This is a genomic window from Streptomyces sp. Q6 (assembly GCF_036967205.1).
Lineage (GTDB): Bacteria > Actinomycetota > Actinomycetes > Streptomycetales > Streptomycetaceae > Streptomyces > Streptomyces citrinus.
Genome location: NZ_CP146022.1, coordinates 6,665,485 through 6,687,674, shown reverse-complemented (window position 1 = coordinate 6,687,674; position 22,190 = coordinate 6,665,485). Strand labels below are relative to the sequence as shown.

The following is a 22,190-nucleotide window of genomic DNA, read 5'->3' as shown; positions in this document are numbered from 1 at the left end:
TACTACGGGACGTTCGCGAAAGAGGGCGGCCGCGTCGGCAGCGGCGCCCTGGGCAGCGGGCAGGGCGGGGTCGCGCGATGTGTGTGAAGACGTACGCGCACTGCCTGCGCGCCCTCACCCCCCACGCCCCGTACCGCGTTCGACGAAGACCCCTATTTGCCGACCGCCCGGCCACGCCCTAGACGCGCGTGCTCCGCCGGGCCTACGAGAGGAACACCTCCCGTGCCTGCCAACCGATCGACGTCCGCACACCGATCGCCTCTCGCGCGCCGCGGCCTGCTCGCCGTCGCCGCGCTGCCGCTCCTCGCGCTCACCGCGACGGCCTGCGGCTACGGCTCCGACGCCGATGACAGCAGCAAGGAGAACGTCGCCGCCAAGGGCAAGGCGCTCTCCGCCGACACCGTGAAGATCGGTTACTTCGGGAACCTGACCCACGGCACCGCCCTCGTCGGCAACCAGAAGGGCTTCTTCCAGAAGGAGCTCAAGGGCACGAAGGCCTCCTACCAGGTCTTCAACGCCGGGCCCTCGGAGATCGAGGCGCTGAACGCCGGGTCCATCGACATCGGCTGGATCGGCCCCTCCCCGTCGATCAACGGCTACACCAAGTCGCAGGGCAAGTCGCTGCGCATCATCGGCGGTTCGGCCTCGGGCGGCGTGAAGCTCGTCGTGAACCCCAAGAAGATCAAGTCCCTGGACGACGTCAAGGGCAAGAAGATCGCCACCCCGCAGCTCGGCAACACGCAGGACGTCGCGTTCCTGAACTGGGCGGCCGAGCAGGGCTGGAAGGTCGACGCGAACTCCGGCAAGGGCGACGTGTCCGTGGTCCGCACGGACAACAAGATCACCCCTGACGCCTACAAGTCCGGTTCCATCGACGGCGCGTGGGTGCCGGAGCCGACCGCGTCCAAGCTGGTCGCCGAGGGCGGCAAGGTCCTCCTCGACGAGTCCGACCTGTGGCCCGACAAGAAGTTCGTGATCACGAACATCATCGTGTCGCAGAAGTTCCTGAAGGCCCACCCGGACGTCGTCGAGGCCGTGCTGCGCGGTTCGGTGAAGACGAACAAGTGGATCAACGCGAACCCGGACGAGGCGAAGGCCGCCGCCAACAAGCAGCTGGAGAAGGACTCGGGCAAGGCGCTGCCCGCGAACGTGCTCGACCCGGCGTGGAAGTCGATCGAGTTCACCGATGACCCGCTGGCCTCGACCCTCGACACCGAGGCGGCGCACGCGGTCAAGGCGGGCCTCCTGGAGAAGCCCGACCTGAACGGGATCTACGACCTGAAGCCGCTCAACAAGGTGCTGAAGGCCGAAGGCGGCACCGAGGTCGCCGACGCGGGCCTCGGCGTCAAGTAACCGTCCGGATTCACGATTCCCAGGAGGTGACGACCATGGCGACGACCCTCGCCAAGGCCGCGGACGCCGCCGTCGCGACCGACGGCAACGCGGCCCGCATCGAGCACGTGTCGAAGTCCTTCGTCACGCCCGCCGGATCCCAGCTCGTCCTGGACGACATCAGCCTCGATGTCGCTCCGGGTGAGTTCGTCACCCTCCTGGGGGCCTCCGGCTGCGGCAAGTCGACACTGCTCAACCTGGTCGCGGGGCTCGACGCCCCGTCGGCCGGCTCCATCGCGACACAGGGCCGCCCGGCCCTGATGTTCCAGGAGCACGCGCTGTTCCCGTGGCTGACCGCGGGCAAGAACATCGAACTCGCCCTGAAACTCAGGGGAGTTCAGAAGAGTGAGCGACGCGGCCGCACCCAGGAGCTGCTCGACCTGGTGCGGCTGTCGGACGCGTACGGCAAGCGCGTCCACGAGCTGTCCGGCGGTATGCGGCAGCGCGTGGCACTGGCCCGCGCGCTCGCGCAGGACGCCGGGCTGCTCCTGATGGACGAGCCGTTCGCGGCGCTCGACGCGATCACCCGGGACGTGCTGCACGACGAGCTCACCCGCATCTGGCGGGAGACGAACGTCTCCGTCCTGTTCGTCACGCACAACGTCCGCGAGGCGGTGCGGCTCGCGCAGCGCGTCGTGCTGCTGTCGTCGCGGCCCGGCCGGATCGCCCACGAGTGGACGGTGGACATCGCGCAGCCCCGTCGCATCGAGGACCCGGAGGTCGCCGAGCTCTCCGTCGAGATCACCGAACAACTGCGTGGGGAGATCCGCCGCCATGGCAAGGACTGAACCGACGGCCACCGCCACGGTGGACAAGCCGGCGGACAAGCCGGACGACCTCGCGGGTCTGGAAGCGGGCCTGGACGCCCTGGAGAGCGTGCACTCGGGGCGCACCCCGTTCAGCAAGACGTTCCGCGAGAAGATCTTCCCGCCGCTGACGGCGATCGCCGTGGTGCTCCTGGTCTGGCAGGGCCTGGTCTCCTTCGGCGTCGTCGACGACCCGACGAAGCTGCCGCCGCCGTCCGCGGTCTGGGACGAGGTGCAGACGGCCTGGGTGAAGGGCGAACTGCTCGGCTACATCTGGACGAGCGTCTCGCGCGGTCTGCTCGGCTTCCTGTTCGCCCTGGCGATCGGCACGCCGCTGGGTCTGCTCGTGGCGCGCGTGAAGTTCGTGCGCGCGGCGATCGGCCCGATCCTCTCGGGCCTCCAGTCCCTGCCGTCGGTCGCCTGGGTCCCCCCGGCGGTCCTGTGGCTCGGCCTGAACAACTCGATGATGTACGCGGTGATCCTGCTGGGCGCGGTCCCCTCGATCGCGAACGGCCTGGTCTCCGGCGTCGACCAGGTGCCGCCGCTGTTCCTGCGGGCGGGCCGCACCCTCGGCGCGACGGGCGCACGCGGCCTGTGGCACATCGTGCTGCCGGCGGCGCTGCCCGGATATCTGGCGGGCCTGAAGCAGGGCTGGGCGTTCTCCTGGCGTTCGCTGATGGCGGCGGAGATCATCGCCTCGTCGCCGGACCTGGGCGTGGGCCTCGGCCAGCTCCTGGAGAACGGCCGCAACGCGTCCTCCATGCCGATGGTCTTCCTGGCGATCCTGCTGATCCTGATCGTCGGTATCGTGATCGACCTGCTGATCTTCAGCCCGTTGGAGCGCCGCGTGCTGCGCGGCCGCGGTCTCCTCGTCAAGAACTGAGCGGTTCCATGTCCCCCTCCCCCGTCCTCCTGGTCATCGCCCACGGCAGCCGCGACCCGCGGCACGCCGCGACGGTGCACGCCCTCGTGCGCGAGGTGCGGGCGCAGCGGCCGGGGGTACGGGTGGAGACGGCGTTCCTGGACTTCACGCTCCCGTCGGTGTCGGGGGTGCTGGAGTCCCTGGCGGCGGAGGGCGTCCGTGACGTCGTGGCGCTCCCGCTGCTGCTCACGCGCGCCTTCCACGCGAAGGCGGACATCCCCGCGGTGCTCCGGCAGGCGCCGCGCACGCTCAGGATCCACCAGGCGGACGTGCTCGGTCCGGACCCGCTGCTGGTCACGGCCCTCGAACGACGCCTGTACGAGGCGGGGTTGACCCCCGCCGACAAGCCCACGACCGGGGTCGTCCTGGCCTCGGCGGGCTCCTCCGACCCGGAGGCGATCGCAGTGATCGCTGAAATCGCGCGGGAGTGGCGGCACACCGGTTGGTGCGCCGTGCGGCCTGCGTTCGCCTCCGCGTCCCTTCCCCGTACGGACGACGCCGTGCGGGAACTCCGCGCGCTCGGCTGCCAGCGGGTGGCCGTCGCCCCGTACGTCCTGGCCCCGGGCCGGCTGCCCGACCGGATCGCGGCGGGCGCGGCCGGGGCGGACGTCCTCGCCGACGTGCTCGGTCCCGCGCCGGAGGTGGCGCGGGTCCTGGTCGCACGCTACGAGGCCGCCGCCGTACGGGAGTTGACGGCGCTCGGCGCCTGACGGCTCAGGCCGCCAGCCGCTCCCCCAGCTCACTGCGTACGTACCGCACGCTCCGCCCGCTGCGGGTGCGGGTCAGCAGTCCCGCGTCGTAGAGGATCGACAGGTGCTGGCTGACCGCGCCCGGGGTGACGCCGAGGCGGTGGGCGAGCTCCGTCGTCGAGGCGGGTTCCGCGAGCAGCCGCAGGATGCGGGCGCGGGCGGCGCCGAGGAGACGGATCAGGGACGCGTCGGAGGCGGGGGGCGGCGTCTCGGAGATCGTGGCGCGGCCGCGGGCCGGATAGCTGAGCAGCGGCGGGAGTGCGGGGTCGATCATGGTGTGGGCGCCCTGGGCGAAGAGCGTCGGGACCAGGACGAGGCCGCGGCCGCCGATGCGGATGTCGGCCTCGGGCCACGGGTGCCGGTCGACCTTCTTGACCAGGGTGAGCACGTCGCCGTTCCAGGTGAGGCGCGGGTCGAGGCTCGCGAACAGGCCGCCCGCGCCCTCCTCCGCGAGAACCTTGCCGCGGTGCGCGAGGTCGGCTTCGAGGACGGCGTGGACCCGGGGCCACCAGTCCGGGGCGAGGCACGCGTGCCCGTACGTGTCGAGCGCGCCGACGATCCGGTCGAGGAGGCGTTCCGGGTCGGTGAGGCCCGTGCGCAGGACCGGGGGCAGCGGGTCGGGACCGTACGCGGCGGTGATCTCGGGGGCCAGGACCTGCGGCGGGGTGCGGCGCAGCGTCTCCAACTGGGCGGCCAGGGTGGGCCGGGTGCGGTCGGGGCGCGGGGTGAGGAAGTCGGGGACCCACAGGCGCGGGGCGACGAGCGCGGTCAGCAGCTCGGTGTCCTGGCGGCGGAAGGCGGGGCCGAGGCGGCGCAGCCACGGCCGCTGGTGCGGGTAGCGCGCGGGGTCGCGCCAGGCGCGCAGCGAGTACACCACTTCCTGGAGGGGCGAGTAGGCGAACGACATCCGGGCCAGGTCGCCGACGGCGAACCGGAACTCGATCACACCCATCCGACCGCTCCTCGACTGTTCAGTGCCACGCTAAAGGAATGCCGGTGGGCCGGGAACCCCGGTTCTCTGTGTGCATGACCACTTCGCTGCTCAAGCCGCCGAAGGCGGCTGCCGCGACCCGGTTCGGCGGGATGCTGCCCGCCGAACCGGTGCTGCTGCGGCTGTCGCTGCTCACGCTGCTCAACGCGTTCGGGCGGGGCCTGTTCTTCCCGGTGAGCGTCCTGTACTTCACCCGGTTCGTCGGTCTCGGCGCCACGTCGGTGGGGGTCGGTCTGACGGTGGCCGGGCTGTTCGGGCTAGTGGCGGGGGTGCCCGCGGGGCGCGCCTCGGACCGGTGGGGCCGGCGCCCGGTCCTGACCGGGCTGTGGATCGGGTGCGGCGTGGCCCTGGCGGCGTACACGCTGATCGGCTCGTACGCCTCGTTCCTGGTGACGGCGATCTGCTACGCGGCCCTGTGCCAGGGGAGCATGGGCGTGCGCAACGCGCTGTACGCGGACGTCCTTCCGGCCGGGCAGCGGGTGGAGGGCCGGGCGCATCTGCGGATGGTCACCAATGTGGGCATGGGCGTGGGCGGCGCGTTCGGCGCGCTCGCTCTCCAACTGGACAGCCGCGCCGGGTACACGGTGCTGATCCTGGTCGACGCGGCGGCGTTCGTGGGGTCGGCGGTGCTGGTGCACCGGCTGCCGGGCGGCGCGGGGCGCCGGGCTCAGGCCGACGTCCCGGAGGAGAGCCGGTGGCGGGCGGTGCGCGATCTGCCGTTCCTGACGGTGACCTGCCTGAACGCCGTACTGGCCCTGCAGTACAGCCTGATGGAGGTGGGGATCCCGCTGTGGATCGTGGGGAACACGGACGCGCCGCGCTGGTCCGCGGCGCTCCTGATGGTCCTCAACTGTGTTCTGGTGGCGCTGCTCCAGGTGCGGGCGACGCGCGGTGTGGAGGATCTGCCGGGCGCGGTGCGCGCGATGCGCCGCTCGGGTCTGCTGCTCGCGCTGTCCTGCGCGTTCTTCGCGTGCTCGGCGGGGCTCTCGCCGCTGGGGGCGCTGGGCATCCTGGTGGTCGCGGCGGTGGTGCAGGTGCTGGCCGAGGTGCTCCAGGCGGCGGGCGGCTGGACGGTCGGCTACGGCCTGGCCGACGCCCGCGCGCAGGGCGTCTACCAGGGCGTGTTCAACTCCGGTCAGGCCGCGGCGACGATGGCGGCGCCCGCCCTGGTGACGGTCACCGCGATCGAGCACGGAACGGCCGGCTGGGTCGTGCTGGGGGTGCTGTTCGTGGCGGCCGGTCTGGGGGTCGGGCCCGCCGTGCGGTGGGCGCGCCGCGACGGGGAGTGGCGCGGCGAGTGACCGGCCGGGGCGGCCGCTGGGGCAGTCGGGTCAGTCGAAGTCGAGGCCCCCGGTGCGGGTCCGCTTGAGTTCGAAGAAGTCGGGCTCCGAGGCGAGGACCCGGAAACTGTCGAAGAGTTCGGCTGCTCTGGCGCCGCGCGGGATCGCGCGCAGGACGGGCCCGAACCAGACCGTGCCGTCGACGTGGATCGTGGGTGTGCCGACGTAGCCGTCCGAGTCGGGCTCCTTCCCGGCGTCGTGGCTGCGGCGGACCGCGTCGTCGTACGCCGGGTCGTGTGCGGCGGAGGCGAGTGCGGCGGGCAGGCCGAGCTCGGCGAGCGCCTCGGCGATCACGGCGTCGAAGTCCTCGTTCTTGTCCTGGTGGATGCGGGTGCCGAACGCCGTGTAGAGGTCGCGCAGCACCGCGTCGCCGTGCTGCTCGGCGGCGGCCACGGCGACGCGCACCGGGCCGATCGACTTGTCGACCAACGCGCGGTACCAGTCGGGGAGTTCGTTGCCGGTGTTGTGCAGGTACAGGCTCATCGGCCGGAACCGGAGGTCGAGCGGGCGCTCGCGCTCGACCTCCAGGATCCAGCGGGAGGTGATCCAGGCGAAGGGGCAGGCGGGGTCGAAGAAGAAGTCGACGCGGGTGCGCGAGGTCGTGGTCATGCCTCGAACCTAGTCACCGACTGGCCCTGGCCTCTGGTCCATTTCCGCCCTACTCCCCTGGGCCATTCACGACCACCCGGGTGCGTCGTGGGCCGCTTACGGCTGCTGCCCCGGGGTGCGTCCGCTGAGCGCCAGCGCCTGCGCGAACTCGTCCGCCCCGGCGGGGAGGTCACCGGGTGCGGCGAAGCCCTCGTACTGGCGGTACAGCTCGGCGTTGGCGCGGACGACGTCGAGGAGCAGCCGGGCGGTGCCGTCCGAGACGCGGAACTCCTGTCCGGTGGAGGCGGCCACGTCCCAGCCGTGCAGGGCAAGTTCCAGCAGGAGGAGCGTGGCGACCTCCGGGGCGGGCTGCGCCGCGTACCCGAGGTCCACCTCGCCCTCCCAGACCTTCGGGTCGGCCCACGCGGCGACGGCCCGGTCCAGCTGCCGCGCGAACGCGGTGGCCCACTCCTCGTCGGCGGTGAAGTCGCGCCCGGTGAGCTCGTCGGGCAGTTGCTCGCGCAGGGCGCGGTGTTCGAGGCCGTGGGCACCGTAGAGGACCCAGTGGTTGACGAGGGTGCGCACGTCCCAGTCTCCGCAGCGGGACGGCGCGTCGAGCCGGTCGGGCTTGACGCCGGCGGCGACGCGGGCGGCTTCGGCGGCGCATTCGACCAGGTGGGGCTGTACGTTCTGCATGCTCGGTTCCATGCCTGGGACGGTACGGGGACGGCCCCCCACCCTTCTTGAACAAACGCGACAGCCTCGGTGGACGCTCACCCCCCGACGCGCGCGTCCACCACCGCCACCAGCTCCGCCACGGAGAGCGCGCCCGCCGGACGCCCGCGCCGCGCGGCGTCGTCCGCCAGCTCCTGGAGTACGTCGTTGACCGGTGTGGGCACGCCGTGCAGCCGGCCGAGCAGGGCGATCTCGCCGTTGAGGTAGTCCGCCTCGATGCTGCCCGCGCCACGCCGCAGGGACTGCCACGACGAGCCGCCACCGCGCGGTGACCCGTCGAACGGCTCGAACCGGATCTTGTCGGCGCGGGTGCTCTTCTCCTCGTCCCGGCTCGTGTACGCGATCCCGGCGGCGCCGAGGACGGCTTCGCCCTCGGCGCGGGCCCGCCGGAAGAGGGCGATCCCCTCCTCGCTGGTCAGGACGCCGGACAGCGCCTCGATGGCGTTGGCGAGGTTGGCCAGGAGCTTGGCGTACTTCCAGCGCATCACGTCGTCGGCGACGGGCGCCTCGAAGTGGGACTTCGCCAGGTCGGCGGCGACGGCGTGGGCGGTGTCGTCGCTGCCCGACGGGTAGCGGCCCAGGTGCAGGATGCCGGTGAGCGGGGTGCCGTCGGCGCGGACGACGCCGGGCTCGACGAACTCGGCGGGCAGCCAGACGCACATCGCGTACACCCGCTGGAACGTGCGCAGGGCCAGCCGCTCGCTCTCCACGCCGTTCTGCGCGCAGACCAGGGGCAGCCGACCGGCCGCCGTGCCACCGCCCGCGACGGGCCGCGGACCCCAGGCGGCGAGCGCGGCGGCGCTGTCCTGGGTCTTCACGCAGAGCACGAGGACGTCGTCGGCGCGCAGCTCCCCGAGCGCCTCGGGGCCGTCGACGACGGGTGGCCGGTGGGTGTGCTCCCCGTCCGGTGTCCGCAGCACCAGCCCGTGCTCGCGCAGCGCCTCGTACTGCGCGCCGCGCGCGACGAGCACGACGTCCTGCCCCGACTGCGCGAGCCGGCCGCCGATGGCTCCGCCGACCGCTCCTGCTCCGATGATGACGTAACGCATGCGCCGACCCTTTCACGGAAAGGTGCAGCGGCCATCGACGCGGCTGTTGCGATCCGGCAAAACCGGGCGCCGACCGGCCCCCGCGAGGTGCTTCCCAGGGCGTCGGTTAGCGTCGCTCCATGACGCACGATGCCTCTGACCTCACCTTCCTCATCGGCTCCGACCTTCCCGTACGTCGTCTCGGCTACGGCACCGTCCATCTGACGGGGCCCGGCGCCTGGGGGCCGCGCGGGTCCGACGCGGACGCGGTCGCCGTGCTGCGACGGGCCGTCGAGCTGGGGGTGACGCTCGTCGACACCGCCGACAACTACGGCCCGGACATCGCGGAGGAGCGGGTCGCCGCGGCCCTGCACCCGTACGCCGAGGGCCTGGTGGTGGCGACGAAGGGCGGTGTCGTCCGGACGTCGGCGCAGGCCTGGCACGTCGCGGGGCGGCCGGAGCAGTTGCGGGCGATGTGCGACGCGAGTCTGCGCCGGCTGCGGCGCGAGCGGGTCGACCTGTACCAGCTGCACCGGTTCGACCCGGAGGTCCCGATGGCCGAACAGCTGGGCACGCTGCGGGAGTTGGTGGACGCGGGCAAGGTCAGGCACGTGGGCCTCGACTCGGTGACGGCCGAGCAGCTGCGGGCCGCGCTCGATCTGGACCTCGTGCCGATCGCGTCCGTGCAGAACCGCTACAACGTCCTCGACCGCGCGTCGGAGCCGCTGCTCGGTCTCTGCGAGGAGCGCGGCATCGCGTTCCTGCCCTGGTTCCCGCTGGGCAACGGCGCGCTGACGGATCATCAGGCGCTCACCGAGATCGCGGCGGCGCACGGCGCGACCCCGTCGCAGATCGCGCTCGCCTGGCTGCTCCACCACTCCCCCGTGCTGTGCCCGACGCCGGGCACGGGCTCGCTCGCGCACCTGGAGGAGAACGTGGCCGCGGCGGCCGTGCGGCTCACCGCGCAGGACATGTCGCGGCTCGACGCGCTCACGTCCCGCTCGTGAGCTCCACCAGTTTGACGACCGTGTTCCAGTTGCGGCTGGTCGCGATCAGCCCCTTGGTCAGGCCGGGCCGCGACAGCTGTTCGGCCAGCCTGGAGCGGCCGAGGCCGTCGGGGGCGTAGAGATACAGGGCGCGGTCGCCGATCCGGAAGTCCTCCGGCGCGTACGTCGCGCGGTCCACGGCGGCGAACCGCTCCTCGGTGACCGGTTCCGAGAAGTACGTGACGTGGAGCTGCTTGCCCTCCAGTTCGGCGGCCGGGAACGGGCAGGCGGCCACGATCGCCTTCAGGTAGGCGTGGTCGCGTACGAGGACGTCCACGGCGAAGCCGAACTCGTCGGCGATCGCGCGGGTCAGGGCCGCCGCCCACGACTCCTCGTCGCCGCCGTCCGCCGCGAAGGTGACGTTCCCGCTCTGGAGGTACGTGCGGACGTCGTCGCACCCCAACCGCTCGACCAGGGGCCGTAGTTGAGCCATCGGCACCTTCTTGTTGCCCCCGACGTTGATGCCGCGCAGCAGCGCCGCGTATCGCTGGGCCGTCCGCCGATCCGGCCGTGTCCGCTGAGTCATGCGCACACGATAGGGCGGCCGCCGCACCCCGTGGGGGTGGGCACGACGGCCGCCGGTCAGGGATCCCGAGTCGTCACTCGGGTCACTCGGGTTACTCGGTGAGCTTCAGGAGCTTGTTCGCGGTGCCCTCGGACGCGTTCGTGATGGCGTCCGGGGTGGCCCCGTCGGTGAGCGCCTTCGCGACGTCGGCCGGAGCCGCGTCCGGGTGCCCGGCGAGGTAGACCGCGGCGGCGCCGACAACGTGCGGCGTCGCCATCGACGTACCGGAGATGGTGTTGGTGGCGTCGTCACCCGTGTTCCAGTCGGACGTGATGTCCGAGCCGGGGGCGTAGAGGTCCACGACGGAGCCGTAGTTGGAGAAGTCGGACTGCTCGTCGTCCTTGGTGGAGGAGGCGACGGTGATGGCCTCCGGGACGCGGGCGGGGCTGGACTGCGCGGCGTCGGACGACTCGTTGCCGGCCGCCACGGCGTAGGTGACGCCCGACGCGATCGACTTCTGGACGGCCGCGTCGAGCGCCTCGTCGACGCCGCCGCCGAGCGACATGTTGGCGACCGAGGGGCCCTGGTGGTGCTCGGTGACCCAGTCGATGCCCGCGACGACCTGCTCGGTGGTGCCGGAGCCCTCGTTGTCGAGGACGCGGACGGCGACGATCTTCGCCTTCTTGGCGACGCCGTGCGCCTCACCGGCGATGGTGCCGGCGACGTGCGTGCCGTGTCCGTTGCCGTCGTCGGCGCTGTCGTCGTTGTCGACGGCGTCGAAGCCGTAGGAGGCGCGGCCGCCGAAGTCCTTGTGGCTGACGCGGACGCCGGTGTCGATGACGTACGCCGTCGCACCCTCGCCCGCGCTGTCGGGGTACGTGTACGCGTTGTCGCCCGCGGTGTCCGCCTGGTCGATGCGGTCCAGGCCCCACGACGGCGGGTCGTCCTGGGTGGCGTCGATGTGGAACGTCTTGTTCTGGACGACCTTGTCGACACCGCCGGCGGCGGCGAGCCGCTTGGCCTCGGTCCGCGAGAGGCCGCTGACCGAGAAGCCGTTGACGGCCGAGTCGTAGTTCCGCTTCAGCGTGCCGCCGTACTCCTTGGCCAGGTCCTTCTTGGCGGCGGTGGTGTCCGCCCTGCCGTCCAGGAGCACGATGTAGCTGCCGGACACGGCGCCCTCGACGCCCTGTCCGTACACCGTGCCCTCGGCGGGCGCGGCCTGGGCGAAGGGGCCCGCGAGGACGGTGACGCCGACCGCGGTGGCAGCGGTGGCTATCGCCGCGGTGAGCTTGACGGCGCCGAAGCGCGCGCGCTGGTGAGTTGCCATGAAGAGAGGTCTCCTCGTGGTGCGTGGGGGGATTGTGGGGGGGGTGGTTCTACGCGCGTGGGGGCGCGCAATTTCGTGCGACCCCGGCCAATCTCCGGAAGATCTCCGGGGGTTGAGACGAAACCCTGACCGATTGACGCGACCAGATCAAGACCTTCATGCGCCTGTGACTTACTCAACAAGGTTTCGTAATAATAAAAAGGACAGATCAGCCCGTCACGGATCATCCCCATGCGTCTCAACCCCGCATAGATGTAAGGGGCTTGGGTCCTCCTGGGCGTCGAGAACGGCCCGCGCGACCTCACCGGCCGGCACGACGATCCGCGATGGTCCCGCCCCTACCTTCGAATCCGGAGGTGACCTCATGGCGAGGAACGGGGTGAAGGGCTTCGCCGCCCGGGCGGGCGGCTGGAGCGTGCGGCACCGGTGGGCGGCGGTGGGGATCTGGGTCCTCTTCGTCGTGCTGGCGATGGGCCTCGGCTCGGCCGCCGGACGCGTGGACGTCTCGGACGGCGACGGGCTCAGCGGCGAGACCGGCCGGGCCGCGAGCATCGTCGAGGCCGCGGACATCGACGAACCGGTGGGCGAGACCGTGCTCGTCCAGAGCAAGGACGGTGAACTCCGCGCCACGGCACCGGAGTTCCGGCGCGCCGTCGAGGACGTCGTCCAGGCCGTCGAGGGCACCGGCGCGGTGACGCATGTGCGCTCGCCGTACGCGTCCGCGTCGCAGACCGTGTCGAAGGACGGCCGCACCGCGCTCGTCCAGTTCGACATGCGCGGTGACCCGGAGACCGCGTCCGACCGGATCGAGCCGGTCCTCGCCGCCGTCGCGGGTGTGGCCGACGACCACGACGCGCTGCGGATCGAGGAGATCGGCGGCGCCAGCATGGACAAGACGTTCGACGACGCGTTCGGCGACGACTTCCGGCGCGCCGAGTACTCGGCGGTGCCGGTGGCGCTCGGCATCCTGCTGATCGCGTTCGGCGCGCTCGTCGCGGCGCTGCTCCCGGTGGCCCTCGCGATCACGGCGATCATGGCGACGATGGGCCTGATGGGTGTCGTCAGCCATCTCCAGCCGATGAGCGAGACCGCCGACTCGGTCATGCTGCTCGTGGGGTTGGCGGTCGGCGTCGACTACTGCCTGTTCTATCTGCGGCGCGAGCGCGAGGAGCGGATGAAGGGCCACGACCCGCAGACCGCGCTGCGCGTGGCGGCCGCCACCAGCGGCCGGGCGATCATCGTCTCCGGTGTCACGGTGTGCGTGGCGATGGCGGGCATGATGTTCACCGGACTCGCGGAGTTCCAGGCGATGGGCCTCGCCTCGCTGATCGTGGTGGCGGTCGCGATGGTGGGCTCGGTGACGGTCCTGCCGGCGCTGCTCTCGCTGCTCGGCGAGCGCGTGGAGAAGGGCCGTGTCCCGTTCCTGCGCCGCCGGAACAAGGGCGACGGGAGGGGCGACTCCCCCGAGGGCAGCCGGCTGTGGCAGCGCGTGCTGACGATCGTGCTCGCCCGGCCTGCCGTCTCCGTCGTCGTCGCGGTGGGCGCGCTCGTCGCGATCGCGTCGCCCGCGCTCGGCATGAAGACCCAGAACCTCACCCTGGACCAGGAGTTCGGCGACTCGCTGCCGATCGTGGCGACGTACGACCGGGTCAACGAGGCGTTCCCCGGCGGGTCCGACCCGGCCGAGGTGGTCGTGAAGGCGGACGACATCGACGCGCCCGCCGTCCGCTCGGCGATCGCCGACTTCCGTGCGCGGGCGGTGAGTTCGGGTGCCTCACGCGGTCCGGTCGAGGTGACGGTGCACGCGCGGCAGAACGTCGCGTTCATCGACGTACCGCTGATCGGCGGGTCCGACCAGGACCAGGCGGAGAAGAGCCTGGCGTTGCTGCGGGACCAGGTGCGGCCCGACACGCTCGGGAAGGTCGACGGGGTCGAGGCGCCGATCACCGGTCAGGTCGCGGGGTCGAAGGACTTCAACGACCAGATCGTCGGCTCGGTCGTCCCGGTCTTCGTGTTCGTCGTCGTGTTCGCCTTCCTGCTGATGCTCCTGTCGTTCCGCTCGCTGACCGTGGCGATCACGTCGATCGCGCTCAACCTGCTGTCCGTGGGCGCGGCCTACGGGATTCTCGTCGCCGTCTTCCAGAACGGCTGGGGCGCCTCGCTGGTCGGCGCCGAGGGCGTCGGCGCGATCATCTCGTGGCTGCCGCTGTTCCTCTTCGTGATCCTGTTCGGCCTGTCGATGGACTACCACGTGTTCGTGGTGTCGCGGATCAAGGAGGCGCGTCTTCAGGGACGTACGAACACGGACGCCATCCGGCACGGGGTCGTCACGACGGCCGGTGTGGTGACGAGCGCCGCCGTGATCATGGTCGCCGTGTTCGCCATCTTCGGGACGCTGTCCATGCAGTCCTTCAAGCAGATGGGCGTGGGCCTGGCGGCCGCCATCCTGATCGACGCGACCGTCATCCGCGGCGTCCTGCTCCCGGCCGTGATGGCCCTGCTCGGCGAGCGCAACTGGTACCTGCCGAAGTGGCTGGAGCGGATGCCGGACCTCACCCACGACGAGGCGTCCGACGCTCTCACCGCGCCGCCGCACCAGGAGCACAGGGAGGGCGAGGAGGCGCGCGTCTGACGACGCGCGGCCCCGGCTCGCCACCACCCCGACGGCCTGTTCGCCGACCGCATCACGCGGCGGTGGACAGGCCGTCCTTCTCGAAGGAGTCGAGCGTGCGGCCGAAGTCGCGCGTGGACAGCAGCAGCTTGTAGACGATGGCGAGCTCGAAGACGAGCAGCAGCGCGCCGGCGACCACCGTCGCTCCGATGACCTGGTCGAGCAGCGGCCCGACGATGAAGACGGCCATCTGGAACTCGATGCCGCTCACCAGGTGCGTCCGGATGCGGTGGCGCAGCAGGAAGGAGCGGGCGCGCAGATAGACCGGGAAGCGGCTGCGGAACTCCTGGTGCAGGTCGACGACCTGGCGGCGCGGCGTCACGGCCGGGTCCCCGCCGGTCTGGGCGGCGGCCGCGGCCCCGCCGAGGTCCTGCTCCACGTCGGCGTCCGGGTTGGCGCGCAGCAGGTCCTCCATGAAGGCGACGCCCGCCTCGTTCTCCGCGTCGCGGGCCGCCCGCATCCCGGCCTTGATCTGCTTGCGCATCGTGTGCCGGGTCTTGAAGATCTCCAGCGAGTTGATGTACCGCAGCCCGTCGAGGAAGACGACGACCACCGCGAGCCAGATGTAGATCAGGTCGTCGGTGCGGTGGTACTGGCCGGCCATCAGGGCGACGGCGCACGCCATGACGCGGACGCGGTCGAAGATGTAGTCGAGCCAGGCGCCGAACACGGAACCCTGCCCGGTCAGTCGCGCGACCTTGCCGTCCATGCAGTCCAGGACGAAGCTCAGGTGGTAGACGACGGCGCCGGCGATCAGCCAGCGCCAGTCCCCCATGGCGAAGCACGCGGCCGCCCCGAGGCCGAGGATCAGCGCCCCCCAGGTGATCTGGTTCGGCGTGACGCGCGTCCATCGCGCCGTGACCCGCACGAGCGGCGTGGCGATCGGATCGACGAGCAGCACGGTCCACCAGGCATCGCGCTTCTTCTGGGTGATCCGTCGCACGTCACGCAGCGGCGGTATGTCTCGGGGCATGAAGTCGGCCAACTTTCCGTGTTCCTTCGCGTGTTCACCTCACGCTAGAAAGGAGTTTTCGGGAAGTTCAAGACCGCACGGGCACAACCTTCACCAGGGGGTAACCGTCGTACAGGGGGTAGGGATCTTCAGGAATGCCCCGACGACGCGGCGTTACCTGAGCGTTATGGAACGGCCCGTCCGTGACCCGATGCGCACACGCCCTTCACGGGCGCGCGCGCAACCGTCGACGCGTGTTCCTCATCCGGGCAGCTCGGCCTCGATCAGGTCAGCGGCCCGCTTCGTGCCGCCCTCACCCGCCATGTCCCGCTGGATCACGGCGAGGCGGCGCGCCACCTCAGGGTCGTCGGCCATCGCGAGGACGGCCTCGCGCAGCGTCTCGGCGTCCGCCTCCGCCATCGGGACGTGGCGCGCGACACCGAGGCCCTGGAGCATGTCCGCGTTGCCGAACTGGTCGACGGCCTGCGGTACGGCGACCATCGGCGTGGCGGTGGCGAGCCCCTCCTGGCTGCCGCCGGCGCCGGCGTGCGTGAGGAACGCGTCGGCCTGCTTGAGGACCGCGAGCTGCGGCACCCACTGCCGCACCTCGACGTTCGCCGGGACCGCGCCGAGGTCGTCCTCGGTGACGTGCTTGCCGACCTGGAGCACGACGTGCCAGCCCGGCAGATCACCGAAGGCCTTCACGCACTCCCGGTAGAAGTCCGGCTGCTTGGTGAAGGAGGAGCCGAGTGACACGAGCAGCACCCGCTCGGCGTCCGCGGGGCGCTCCCAGTCGCCCTGCGCGGCGCGGTCGCCCTGGCAGGCGCCGACGAAGGTGTTCTTCTTCTCGTCGACCCGGTCGGCCTGGGGCTGGAGAGCTTTGGGGATGAGGACGAGGGTGCGGTCGTAGCGGCCCCAGAACTCGTCGGCGGTCTTCGGTACGCCGTACTCCTTGAGCCACGCGTCGAACTTCTCGAAGTACGCCTTGCCGCGCGGTGTCTGCCGGGGTTCGGCCCACATCGGCTTCGCGACCTCCTCCTCGTACCCCTCCCAGGCGACGAGGTTCGGCGAGAGCGTGATCGCGGGCACGCCCCAGCGGTGGGCGAGGACCCCCGCCGGGTACGAGGTGATGTCGTGGATGACGAGGTCGGGCACGCCCACCCCGCCGTCCCCTTCGTACGCCTCGATGAGCTGCGGGAGTGTCTGGATCGCGTCGTCCAGGAACGGCTCGACGTTGTCGAGGAGCGTGGTCCCCCAGGCCGCCGGGTCGTCGTCGGGGCCGGGCAGCGTGGTGCGGTAGAGGACCGGCTCGGCACCCGTCTCGGCGATCTTCTCCTCGAACAGGTGCGGGATCGCGTAGGTGACGCGGTGTCCACGGGCGACGAGCTCCCGGATCACTTCGAGGCTCGGGTTCACGTGCCCGTGGGCCGCGATGGAGAACATGGCGATGTGCGCGGGCGTGGTGTGTTCCGGGTTCGTCATGGCCTCACCATAGACGAGACGATACGTATCGTGCAACCAATGGAACGTGCAGGCCGCCGCCGATCCTCAGCCACCGGTCCGGTGCGGCCTCGCCGACGAGCGCGGCCCGCAGGCCGGCGCCGCCCGCCGGTTCTCGCGGGGCCACCACCCGGGCGGGCGCGTGACAGCGGGTGCGAGACTGGGCCCCGTACCAGGTGAGACGTGGGAGGCAAGAGGATGGACGAGGCACGGGCACGGGACGTGCTGGCGCGGGCCGGTGTCGTGGAGGGCCCCGCGGCCGCCGCGGAGCTGATCGCCCTCGGCGAGAACGCGGTGTTCGCCGCCGGTGACCTCGTCGTCAAGGTGGGCCGCAGCATCGAGCAGGCCGGGCCCGAGCTCCTCGACCGGGCCCGCCGCGAACTGGCCATCGCCTCCTATCTCGCGGACCACGACGTCCCCGCCGTCCGCGCGGCGAAGGCGGAACCGCTGCTCGTCGACGGGCACCCGGTCACCGTGTGGCACCGGATCCCGGCGGCCGTGCGCCCCGCCGAGCCGCGCGATCTCGCCGAGCTCCTCACGCGGGTGCACGCGCTGCCCGCGCCGACCGGGTTCACGCTGCCCCGGCGGGAGTTGCTGGGCGGCGTCGAGCGGTGGCTGCGGCTCGCGGGCGACGCGATCGACCCGGCCGACGCGGACTATCTGCGGGAGCGGCGCGACGGTTTCGCCGCGGCCGCCGCCGCGCTGACGCCCCGGCTGCCCGTCGGACCGATCCACGGTGACGCCCTGCCGCGCAACGTGCACATCGGGCCCGACGGACCGGTCCTGGTCGACCTGGAGACGTTTTCGGCGGATCTGCGCGAGCACGACCTGGTGGTCATGGCGCTGTCCCGGGACCGGTACGGGCTGCCCGCGGAGGCCTACGACGGCTTCGTGTCCGCGTACGGGTGGGACGTGCGGGAGTGGGACGGGTGCGGCGTGCTGCGCGGGGCCCGGGAGACGGCGTCCTGCGCGTGGGTCGCCCAGCACGCGCCCAGCAACCCGAAGGCTCTGACGGAGTTCCGGCGCAGGGTGGCATCACTGCGGGACGGCGACCCCGAGGTGCGCTGGTACCCGTTCTGAGCCGCCGATCAAGCCCGTCCGGCGATCGAGGGCCGGGGGTCCGGGGGCGCAGCCCTCCGTGCGACGGCGCGAAAGCCACCGTTCCACCGGCGTCAAGGACCCACGGTCCGGCCGGCCGGAGTCCAGGAACTCCGCTATCCCCCCACCGCCAGATCCAGGATCCGTACGGGCCACACAGGATCCACCACAGCCCCCGCATCGCCCTTGCGCCGCAGGAAGCTCTGGAAGTCGGCCGCCCACTCCGCGTACCACTCCACCTGCCGGCGATGCAGGTCGGCCACGCCGAGCGCCGCGACCTTCGCATGGCGCTCACCTATCGCGCGGGCGAGCAGCGCAGCGGCCAGCGCGTCCGCCGACGCGTCATGGGCGGCGGCGAGCGTGACCCCGTACTCGGTGCACACCGCCTCCAGGTTGCGCTTGCCGCGGCGGTAGCGGTCCACGCTCCGGTCGATCGTGTAAGGGTCGACGACCGGCGCGGGGTCCATGCCGCCGAGCCGCTCGCGCAGCGAGGGCAGGCCGTGTCTGGCCAGTTCGGCGGAGAGCAGGGTCAGGTCGAACGTCGCGTTGTACGCGACCACCGGGACGCCGGTGCGCCAGTACCCGACGAGGACCTCGGCGATGGCGTCGGCCACGCGGTCGGCCGGCTCACCGTCCGCCGCCGCTCGTTCGTTGCTGATGCCGTGGACCGCGACCGCCTCGTCGGGGATCGGCACCCCGGGGTCGGCGAGCCATTGCCGGTGGCCGAGGACGGCGCCGTCCCTGACCTCTATGACGGCGCCGGTGACGATGCGCGCCTCGCGCGGATCGGTCCCGGTCGTCTCCAGGTCGAAGCCGATCAACAGCTCCCGGTGCCAGCCCATGGCAGCCCCCTTCTTCGTGGTGCGTTCCCCCAGTGACCATCACCCTCGCACGGGCCACTGACAATCGGTCCGGCACCCGTCCCCCGGCGGACCCGGCGGCTACGACACCGGGCGCCCGTCGGCCCACGCCTGCTCGAACTCGTCGCGGTATGTCACGAACAGTCCGTTCTCCCCGGTGTCGGCCGAGGCGCCCGCCCGCACCACCCGGCCGCCGCCGCGCAGCACCAGGACCGGGGCTTCCATCCCGCGCGTGCGGCGCAGATACGACTGGACCACCGCGAGGCCGTCGGAGCCGTCGCCGTCCACGAGGTACGCGGTGAAGCGCGGCGTCTCGTCGAAGACCTGGATCTCGAAGGCGGCGGGATCCCTGAGGCGGGCCCGTACGCGCCGCATGTGCAGGATGTTCATCTCGACGGCACGGCCCAACTCGCCGCGTTTGATCCCGAGTTCCCTTTCGCGCCGTTTGACCGCGCTGGACGCGGGGTTCAGGAACAGCAGCCGGGTCCGGCAGCCCGACTCGGCGAGGCGCATGAGGCGGCGCCCCGAGAAGTTCTGGACCAGCAGGTTGAGGCCTATCCCGATCGCGTCGAGGCGCCGCGCGCCGCCGAAGAGGTCCTCGGCGGGGAGCTGGCGCAGCAGCCGTACCCGGTCGGAGTGGACGCCCACGACGTCCGCGTACCGGTCGCCCACCATCTCCTCGACGGCGTCGACGGGCAGCCGGCGGGCCGACGGGACGTCCGAACCGGCGCGCAGTATGTCCAGGAGCCGGGAGGAGGCCCGCTCGGCCTGGGCGAGGACCGTCTCGGACAGGGCGCGGTTGCGGGAGACGACGTTGCGCGTGACCTCCAGCTCGTCGAGGGCGAGCTCGACGTCGCGCCGGTCGTCGAAGTAGGGCTCGAAGCACGGCCAGTGCTGGACCATCAGCTCCCGCAGCTGCGGGAGGGTCAGGAACGACAGGACGTTGTCGTCGGCGGGGTCGAGGAGGTAGCCCTTGCGGCGGCTGACCTCGCGCACGGCGACGGCCCGCTGCACCCACTCCTGCCCGGCGGGTCCGGCGGCGGCGACGACCCAGTCGTCCCCGTTGACCGGTTCGTAGATGGGGCGCAGGACGGCCGCGACGACCGCGCGCAGCCGCTGCTCGACCAGGTTCAGCCAGATATAGGCGCGGCCGGCTCGTTGGGCGCGCGTACGGACCTCACGCCATGCGTCGGTGCCCCAGTCCAGTTCGGGGCCGATCTGCGCCCCGATGTCCATGGGCCGAGCCAGCGACACCGCTCCGGGCGGGATGTCCGTGGAGGCTGTCTCCTGGCTGTCCTGGCCCTCGTGACCGTCGTCACCAGGGGGCAGCTCCAGCCCTCCCGAGCTCACCCGCTCCGCACCGCCTTCCGCTCCCCCGAGCTTTTTGTCGAGCACTCCCCCAGCAACGATCAAGGAAGGGTACTCCGGGAGCGGTCGGCGGTGCAGCCGGATAGAGAGGAGAGTTTCTCAACTACCGTTTCCGGGAACGCCGTTCTGGCCCGCCAGGTCCGCCGGAGTGAGCGGATTCATAGCGGTCACGTCCCTGGGGGCCAGGGAGAAGCCCTGCCAGTGCACCGGCATCGGCTGCTGGTCCTCGTCCCGGGCGATGTGGTGGAACCCGATGTTGACCCAGGTGATCGGGTGCTTCAGGGTCTGTCCCGTCACCCACTTGTCCACACTTGTGCCGCCGCAGCCGGACGCCGGGTTGTCGCTCGCGTACTGCTCGCACTTCTTGTACTCCGTGAAGTACACGTCGTGCTTGGTGAACGAGCGGCCGGGGAACTTGCTGGAGCGGCCGGGCACGAACTCGTAGGAGCGGGGGTGCCCGTCCTCGTTCTTGCCCGCCGTGGAGACCACGCGCCACCACCGCATGTCCTTGACGTCACCGGCGAGCTCCTTGGTGACGGGGGTACGGGTCGTCTTCGTGGTCGGTGATCCGCTGCCGACCGGCGGGGTCACCTTGGAGTCGTACTGCTCGACCTTGCTCTTGGTGGAGCCGTCCAGGCCGAAGTTGAGCCGCCAGAAGACGTTGTGGTTGTGGCTCTCGGCGTAGGCGGTCGCGCCCTTGCCGATGGGCCAGCCCTTGCCGTCGGTGCCCTTGTAGTCGTACGGGGAGAGGCTGCCGGTGGCGCCCACGTTCGACGTGATGGTGCCGTCGGAGGAGAAGCGCCACTCGGTGATGTACTCGTACCAGGACGCCTTGTTGACCGTGTAGACCAGCAGGTCCTTGCCCTGGGCGCTGTAGAGCTTGCCGCTGCCGCCGGTCGAGTCGTCGTCGTTGAGGCGGTACGCGTGCCCGCGCGCACGCGTGGTCGCGCACAGGCCCTGGACGTCGCCCATGTCGGGGACCTTGACGGTCTTGATGGTGCCGCCGGGGCACTCGGCCGGCTTCAGCTTCTGCAGGGCGAGGCCGAAGTCGGTGCCCGTGATGTCGTCGTATTCGTTCTCCCCGTCGTCGTAGGGGACATGAACCTGCGCGAGGCGGGCACTGGTGAGAACGGAGATCGGCGTGGACTCGCTCTTGGGCTGATAGCTGACGTTGTCCAGGACGAGCCCGGACAGGGTGTTGTAGTGCCAGCACATCCGCCAGGTCGTGCCTCCGTCGAGGGTCTGCTCGATCTGGTACGCCGCCGAGCAGGCGGGCGTGGCGGCGGGCGCCTTCGGGGGCGCGGCGGTGGCGGGTGCGGCGAGGGCGGTGCCGAGCAGCGCGGTGACCGCGAGGCCGGTGAGGAGCGTGGCGGGCCTGCGGGCGCGCGCCGCTCTGGTGACGTGCGGGACGCGTGTGACGTGCTTGTCGGGCATACGAAAGGGCTCCCTTGCGCAGGAGAAGGCAGGAGACAGCGGTGACGGAACGGCTCGCCGGATCAGGGCAGGCGGCCGACCTCGCGGTCGCTGAGGTCGACGACGAGGGCGCGGGTGTCGATCCACGGCCCGTTCTTCACCTTGGCGACGACGCGCAGGCAGCGGTGCTTGCCGCACTCCGTGAGGTCGGAGGGGACCTTCGCGACGGTCTCCTTGCGGAACACCATGCCGCTCAACTGGAGTTGGTCCTGTGTGGTGAGCGGTCGTCCGGTCGCGTCCTTGTAGTCGCTCTTGAGGTCGGCGCCGAGCGGGTCGGCGATCAACAGCTGCGCCGCCTCGGCGAGTTCGTCCTTGCTGGGCGGCGGCTGCACGCCGTGGTCGGTGCGGGTGTCCTCGACCTTTGCGCTGTCGAGGTTGACGGTCTTGGTGACGACGGAGTCGCTCTTGTAGTCGTAGTAGACGACGTCGGCGCGGCGCTGGGCCGCGTCCGCCGCGCTCAGGCCCGGGTCGACCTCGGTCAGGTTGGTCGACAGGTGCTGGGGGCCGCGGTCGCCCTCCACGTCCCTGGCGTCCATCCTCAACGCGGTCCCCGCCACGGCCAGTTGCTCCGCCCGGTCGGTCTCGGCGTCGGTCAGCGGGTCGCGTCCGACGCCCTTGTCGCCCTCGGCGGGTGCGGCCTCGACCGTGCCTTCCGGAGCCACGGCGTCGCGCTGGGCCGCGCCGGCCCTGGCCGCGTCACCCGCGCCGCCCGCGTCGTCACCGGGCAGGCTCGTGCCGATCGCCACGGCGGCACCGGCGGCCGCGAGGGCCACCCCCGCCACCAGCTTCCCGAGATGGCGTCTTGCTAGCTCGCGCACATCTTCCCCCTACTTCCCCGG

Annotated in this window: 20 protein-coding genes; 8 read left to right on the top strand and 12 right to left on the bottom strand. The window is 71.6% G+C overall.

What is annotated here, in order from left to right; all coding sequences use genetic code 11:
• The first annotated feature begins 222 nt into the window (after positions 1–222).
• From V2W30_RS31055 to V2W30_RS31040, 4 genes are read left to right on the top strand one after another with little or no spacing between them, the layout of a single operon-like run.
• Entirely contained in the window at positions 223–1,353 is a 1,131-nt protein-coding gene (locus V2W30_RS31055) for an aliphatic sulfonate ABC transporter substrate-binding protein (protein ID WP_338701725.1), read from the top strand.
• A gap of 35 nt (positions 1,354–1,388) precedes the next feature.
• The gene (locus tag V2W30_RS31050) at positions 1,389–2,180 is read left to right on the top strand and encodes an ABC transporter ATP-binding protein (protein WP_338701723.1); all 792 of its coding nucleotides are present in this window, start codon (positions 1,389–1,391) and stop codon (positions 2,178–2,180) included.
• Positions 2,167–3,081 carry an ABC transporter permease gene (locus tag V2W30_RS31045; protein ID WP_338701721.1) on the top strand — a complete coding sequence of 305 codons (915 nt, stop codon included), beginning with the start codon at positions 2,167–2,169 and terminating at the stop codon, positions 3,079–3,081. Before V2W30_RS31050 ends, V2W30_RS31045 begins: the two co-directional genes overlap by 14 nt.
• An 8-nt stretch (positions 3,082–3,089) precedes the next feature.
• On the top strand, positions 3,090–3,830 hold the full coding sequence (locus tag V2W30_RS31040; protein ID WP_338701719.1) for a sirohydrochlorin chelatase: 741 nt from the start codon (positions 3,090–3,092) through the stop codon (positions 3,828–3,830).
• A 4-nt stretch (positions 3,831–3,834) separates the two neighbouring features.
• Here V2W30_RS31040 and V2W30_RS31035 read toward each other — a convergent pair whose 3' ends face one another.
• Positions 3,835–4,821, bottom strand: coding sequence for an ArsR/SmtB family transcription factor (locus V2W30_RS31035; RefSeq protein WP_338701717.1), 987 nt, complete (start codon positions 4,819–4,821; stop codon positions 3,835–3,837).
• 74 nt (positions 4,822–4,895) lie between these two features.
• Here V2W30_RS31035 and V2W30_RS31030 point away from each other — a divergent pair, with 74 nt between their 5' ends.
• The gene (locus tag V2W30_RS31030; protein ID WP_338701715.1) at positions 4,896–6,161 is read left to right on the top strand and encodes an MFS transporter; all 1,266 of its coding nucleotides are present in this window, start codon (positions 4,896–4,898) and stop codon (positions 6,159–6,161) included.
• 30 nt (positions 6,162–6,191) lie between these two features.
• Here V2W30_RS31030 and V2W30_RS31025 read toward each other — a convergent pair whose 3' ends face one another.
• The 3 genes from V2W30_RS31025 to V2W30_RS31015 form a co-directional block, all read right to left on the bottom strand.
• The gene (locus V2W30_RS31025) at positions 6,192–6,809 is read right to left on the bottom strand and encodes a DsbA family protein (RefSeq protein WP_338701713.1); all 618 of its coding nucleotides are present in this window, start codon (positions 6,807–6,809) and stop codon (positions 6,192–6,194) included.
• 96 nt (positions 6,810–6,905) lie between these two features.
• Positions 6,906–7,496: a TIGR03086 family metal-binding protein gene (locus tag V2W30_RS31020; protein ID WP_338701712.1), complete on the bottom strand. Its 591-nt coding sequence runs from the start codon at positions 7,494–7,496 to the stop codon at positions 6,906–6,908.
• Positions 7,497–7,561: 65 nt separating this feature from the next.
• Complete coding sequence (locus V2W30_RS31015; protein ID WP_338701710.1) at positions 7,562–8,572, bottom strand: ketopantoate reductase family protein; 1,011 nt, start codon at positions 8,570–8,572, stop codon at positions 7,562–7,564.
• Between the two features lie 119 nt (positions 8,573–8,691).
• On the opposite strand from V2W30_RS31015, the gene V2W30_RS31010 reads away from it, so the two are divergent.
• Positions 8,692–9,558: an aldo/keto reductase gene (locus V2W30_RS31010; RefSeq protein ID WP_338701708.1), complete on the top strand. Its 867-nt coding sequence runs from the start codon at positions 8,692–8,694 to the stop codon at positions 9,556–9,558.
• On the opposite strand, the gene V2W30_RS31005 is transcribed toward V2W30_RS31010, so the two are convergent.
• Complete coding sequence (locus V2W30_RS31005) at positions 9,542–10,123, bottom strand: DUF1697 domain-containing protein (RefSeq protein WP_338701706.1); 582 nt, start codon at positions 10,121–10,123, stop codon at positions 9,542–9,544. The genes V2W30_RS31010 and V2W30_RS31005 overlap by 17 nt on opposite strands.
• A 91-nt stretch (positions 10,124–10,214) precedes the next feature.
• Positions 10,215–11,429, bottom strand: a complete 1,215-nt coding sequence (locus V2W30_RS31000) for a S8 family peptidase (RefSeq protein WP_338701704.1) — start codon at positions 11,427–11,429, stop codon at positions 10,215–10,217.
• A 364-nt stretch (positions 11,430–11,793) separates the two neighbouring features.
• Here V2W30_RS31000 and V2W30_RS30995 point away from each other — a divergent pair, with 364 nt between their 5' ends.
• Entirely contained in the window at positions 11,794–14,061 is a 2,268-nt protein-coding gene (locus V2W30_RS30995) for an MMPL family transporter (protein WP_338701702.1), read from the top strand.
• Between the two features lie 52 nt (positions 14,062–14,113).
• Here the strand turns inward: V2W30_RS30995 and V2W30_RS30990 are convergent, their stop codons facing one another.
• Positions 14,114–15,073, bottom strand: coding sequence for a CDP-alcohol phosphatidyltransferase family protein (locus V2W30_RS30990; protein WP_338701700.1), 960 nt, complete (start codon positions 15,071–15,073; stop codon positions 14,114–14,116).
• 240 nt (positions 15,074–15,313) lie between these two features.
• Positions 15,314–16,534 (bottom strand): macrolide-inactivating glycosyltransferase, encoded by a 1,221-nt coding sequence (mgt, locus tag V2W30_RS30985; protein WP_338701698.1) that lies wholly within the window; start codon positions 16,532–16,534, stop codon positions 15,314–15,316.
• Positions 16,535–16,750: 216 nt separating this feature from the next.
• Here mgt and V2W30_RS30980 point away from each other — a divergent pair, with 216 nt between their 5' ends.
• The gene (locus V2W30_RS30980; protein ID WP_338701696.1) at positions 16,751–17,632 is read left to right on the top strand and encodes an aminoglycoside phosphotransferase family protein; all 882 of its coding nucleotides are present in this window, start codon (positions 16,751–16,753) and stop codon (positions 17,630–17,632) included.
• Between the two features lie 134 nt (positions 17,633–17,766).
• On the opposite strand, the gene V2W30_RS30975 is transcribed toward V2W30_RS30980, so the two are convergent.
• From V2W30_RS30975 to V2W30_RS30960, 4 genes are all read right to left on the bottom strand, one after another.
• A complete protein-coding gene (locus tag V2W30_RS30975) occupies positions 17,767–18,492 on the bottom strand; it encodes a 3'-5' exonuclease (RefSeq protein ID WP_338701694.1) in 726 nt (241 codons plus the stop codon).
• A 99-nt stretch (positions 18,493–18,591) separates the two neighbouring features.
• A complete protein-coding gene (locus V2W30_RS30970; protein WP_338701692.1) occupies positions 18,592–19,860 on the bottom strand; it encodes an SAV2148 family HEPN domain-containing protein in 1,269 nt (422 codons plus the stop codon).
• A 117-nt stretch (positions 19,861–19,977) separates the two neighbouring features.
• Positions 19,978–21,312 (bottom strand): copper amine oxidase, encoded by a 1,335-nt coding sequence (locus V2W30_RS30965; protein ID WP_338701690.1) that lies wholly within the window; start codon positions 21,310–21,312, stop codon positions 19,978–19,980.
• Positions 21,313–21,374: 62 nt separating this feature from the next.
• Positions 21,375–22,169: a Tat pathway signal sequence domain protein gene (locus V2W30_RS30960; protein WP_338701688.1), complete on the bottom strand. Its 795-nt coding sequence runs from the start codon at positions 22,167–22,169 to the stop codon at positions 21,375–21,377.
• Positions 22,170–22,190: the final 21 nt, after the last annotated feature.